The 3,125-nt window shown below is 54.9% G+C and carries 2 protein-coding genes; both read right to left on the minus strand.

What is annotated here, in order from left to right; translation table 11 throughout:
• Nucleotides 1–289: 289 nt before the first annotated feature.
• Entirely contained in the window at nucleotides 290–1,456 is a 1,167-nt protein-coding gene (locus ABX962_RS33715; protein ID WP_372726059.1) for a PLP-dependent aspartate aminotransferase family protein, read from the minus strand.
• A gap of 197 nt (nucleotides 1,457–1,653) precedes the next feature.
• On the minus strand, nucleotides 1,654–2,979 hold the full coding sequence (locus tag ABX962_RS33720; protein WP_372726060.1) for a PLP-dependent aspartate aminotransferase family protein: 1,326 nt from the start codon (nucleotides 2,977–2,979) through the stop codon (nucleotides 1,654–1,656).
• Nucleotides 2,980–3,125 lie beyond the last annotated feature (146 nt).

A 3,125-nucleotide genomic window follows, 5' to 3' on the forward strand; every position in this document is an offset into this window, starting at 1 on the left:
CCAAGGTGCGAAAATAATGTCGTCACCAACGACAAGCGAAGATTAGCAGATGCCCTAAAATGGACCAATACAGAATGTGATCTGTCTGAGAATTTCTTAAAAACGTTTCATGCTATCGCGGAATTCACATGATATTCACGCAAAATGCAGCGCTTTGACGCCGCTTCTCGGTGAACGTCCACACTGTTTCGCAGCCTGCTGCCTGCGAAAATAATGAAAAGCATGAGGCGGGAGCCTCAGCGGCAGTGCGTTCCCTGGCAGGAGCCTGGGGAATGAGAGTTAATCCTGATTAGCCGATTGCTTGTGCCAAATCGTTTCGCAAATCGTCAAACGACTCGAGTCCCACGGACAATCGAATCAGCCCATCGGTGATACCAAACTTCTCGCGATCTGCCGCATCGTAGCTGGCGTGCGACATCGTCGCAGGCTGCTCGATCAACGATTCGACCGCACCCAGGCTGACCGCCAGATGAAACAGTTTCGTCGATTCGCAGACTTTGGCGGTTTCCTGTTTATCTGCGTCCAATTCAAACGTCACCATGGCTCCAAAACCACCATCGAGTGTTTCGGCAGCGAGCGAATGTTGAGGATGTGACGCCAGTCCGGGGTAGAGGACCGATTTGACTCGTGGGTGCGACTCGAGCCACTGCGACAACTGCAGTGCCGTTGCGGATTGTTCGCGGACTCGCAAATCGAGCGTTTTGAGACCACGAGAAATCAGGAAACAGCTCAGCGGATCCAGCACCGCGCCGGTCGCGTTTTGAATGTAATACAGTTGGTCGTAAAGCGATTTGTCACTGACCGCCAACGTGCCTCCCAGACAATCACTGTGTCCGCCCAAGTACTTGGTGGCCGAATGCATGACGATGTCGATGCCACTTTCGAGCGGGCGGATTAGCGATGGGGTTCCGAACGTGTTGTCGACACCGATCAAGCAATTTTTCGCTTTGGCCACCTCGGCCAACTTGCGAAGATCGGGAATCGACAGCCTTGGATTGCCGATCGTTTCAGCCCACACCAATTTAGTCTTGTCTGTGATCGCGGCTTCGACTGCGGAAACATCCGTCATATCGACTAAGGTGACCTCGATTCCAGATCGATCACAAATCTTGTGCAGCAACCGATAGGCACCGCCGTACAAATCACAGCCGGCAACGACATGGTCACCACTGCGAAGCAGCATCGTGACGCAGTGGATCGCCGCCATCCCGGACGAAAACGCGAGTGCGCCGCAGCCTCCTTCAAGTGACGCCAGCGTCGTTTCGAGGTTGCGTCGCGTTGGGTTTCCGCTGCGAGAGTAATCAAATTCGCCCCACTCGCCGGCGCCCGGTTGCTGAAACGTGCTGGCAAGGTGGATCGGAGGCACGACCGCGCCGGTTGCGGGGTCGACTTCGTTGCCGACGTGAATCGCACGCGTGCGAAAGGTCGTTTTCTTCAGGTCGTCAGAGTGATTCATGATGCCATGTCTGATTCAGCGTAGCGAAAGTCGCCAAGACTTTCGGAGAGAGAGTCGCCTTTTGCTCCGCAAAAGCAGCGAGTCTCGCGATCGAAATGGCGGGGTACGAAATGGCGGGGTAGCGATAACAGCCTAGAAGCTTATCCCACGTTTCCCCCGCTCTGGATAACAGGCTGGAAGCCTATCCCACATTGGGCTTACGCCTGGAGCGCCTGTGCCAAGTCGGCGATCAGATCGTCGGTGTCTTCGATCCCGCACGACATGCGAATCATGTTGTCGGCGATACCGAATCGGACTCGATCTTCGGGGGTGCAATGATAGTAGCTCATCACCAAAGGCTGCTCGATCAGCGATTCGACGCCACCTAGACTGGCGGCAATCCGTGGGATTTTTGCAGCGTCAACGATTCGCGACGTCTCTTCCCAATCCGCGTCCTTGACCGTAAACGTAATCAAACCGCCGTAGCCACGCATCTGTGCTGCGGCCGATTCGTACGACGGATGCGATTTTAGCCCTGGGTAATAAACACGGTCCACGCGGGGGTGGGCTTCCAGGAATTCGGCGATCGCCAAACCGTTTTCGTTGTGTCGCTGCATCCGCAACGCAAACGTTTTTAAGCCGCGTTCGAGCAAGTACAAGTTGTGAGGCGAATTGACTCCACCAAGCACTCCACGCAGCGAACGGACCGATTCCAATTGTTCACGTCGGCCACAAATCACGCCGGCGAGCAAATCGTTGTGGCCGCCGAGGTATTTGGTTGCCGAGTGCAACACGTAGTCGACACCGTATGCAATCGGTTTGATGTTGAACGGAGTCGCCAATGTCGCATCGATCAGGGTTTCGACTTCGTTGGACTTGCCAACCGCAGCGAATTTTTCCAAATCGATGGTCGTCAGATGCGGATTGGTCGGTGATTCGCTGACCAGCATCTTGGTCCGCGGCGTGATCGCGGCTTCGAGAGCCTCAAAATCACCCGTCGGAACCTGGTGAGTCACGACGCCAAAACGCGACAGATGTTTTGCACAAAATTCGCGGCTGCGATGATAACACTGGTCAAAGAAGACGATTTCGTCTCCACTGCTCAGCTTAGCCATCAACAGACCGACAATCGCGGCCATCCCCGAGCTATACAGGATCGCCTCTTCGGCCCCTTCGAGTGCCGCCAGCTTGGCTTCGACACTTTTTTCGTTGGGATTACCGTAGCGACCGTACTCTTCGCGTTCGTCTTCGCCATTGACGAAACGCAACAGCGAGGCGGTCGAATCAAAGGTAAAGGTCGACGCCGCATAGATCGGTGCGGTGATTGAACCTTCGGCTTTTTGCCGTTGTTCACCACTGTGCACGCACTGAGTTGACGCGCCGAGCGATTGCTCGTTGGCCAGCCCACGGGGCGATGTTTTTGGAGAAGCGGGTTTAGCTGCGGATCGGTTTTCCGAAGCACAGTCCACGCCCGAATTTGTGTCCGCGGAAAGCACGGAATCACTTGGACGACCCATTTTGGTCGCGTCTGAATCAATCGTCATATTCTTTGTCATGGCTCTTTAGCAGGTTAGGCTGCAAGCGGCCGCAAATCCCAATGTGACGAACCTCCGCCGAGGTCGCCCATTCACGTTAGAAATAGGCTATCCGCCCAAAGCCAACTCGACAAGGGTTTTCCCGAAATTCCATC

Source organism: Novipirellula sp. (genome assembly GCF_041583735.1).
Taxonomy (GTDB): domain Bacteria; phylum Planctomycetota; class Planctomycetia; order Pirellulales; family Pirellulaceae; genus Novipirellula.

Bases quoted from the DNA above. Each gene is read 5' to 3' on its own strand.
- ABX962_RS33715 (WP_372726059.1), bottom strand. From the start codon at position 1,456: ATGAATCACTCTGACGACCTGAAGAAAACGACCTTTCGCACGCGTGCG.
- ABX962_RS33720 (WP_372726060.1), bottom strand. From the start codon at position 2,979: ATGACGATTGATTCAGACGCGACCAAAATGGGTCGTCCAAGTGATTCC.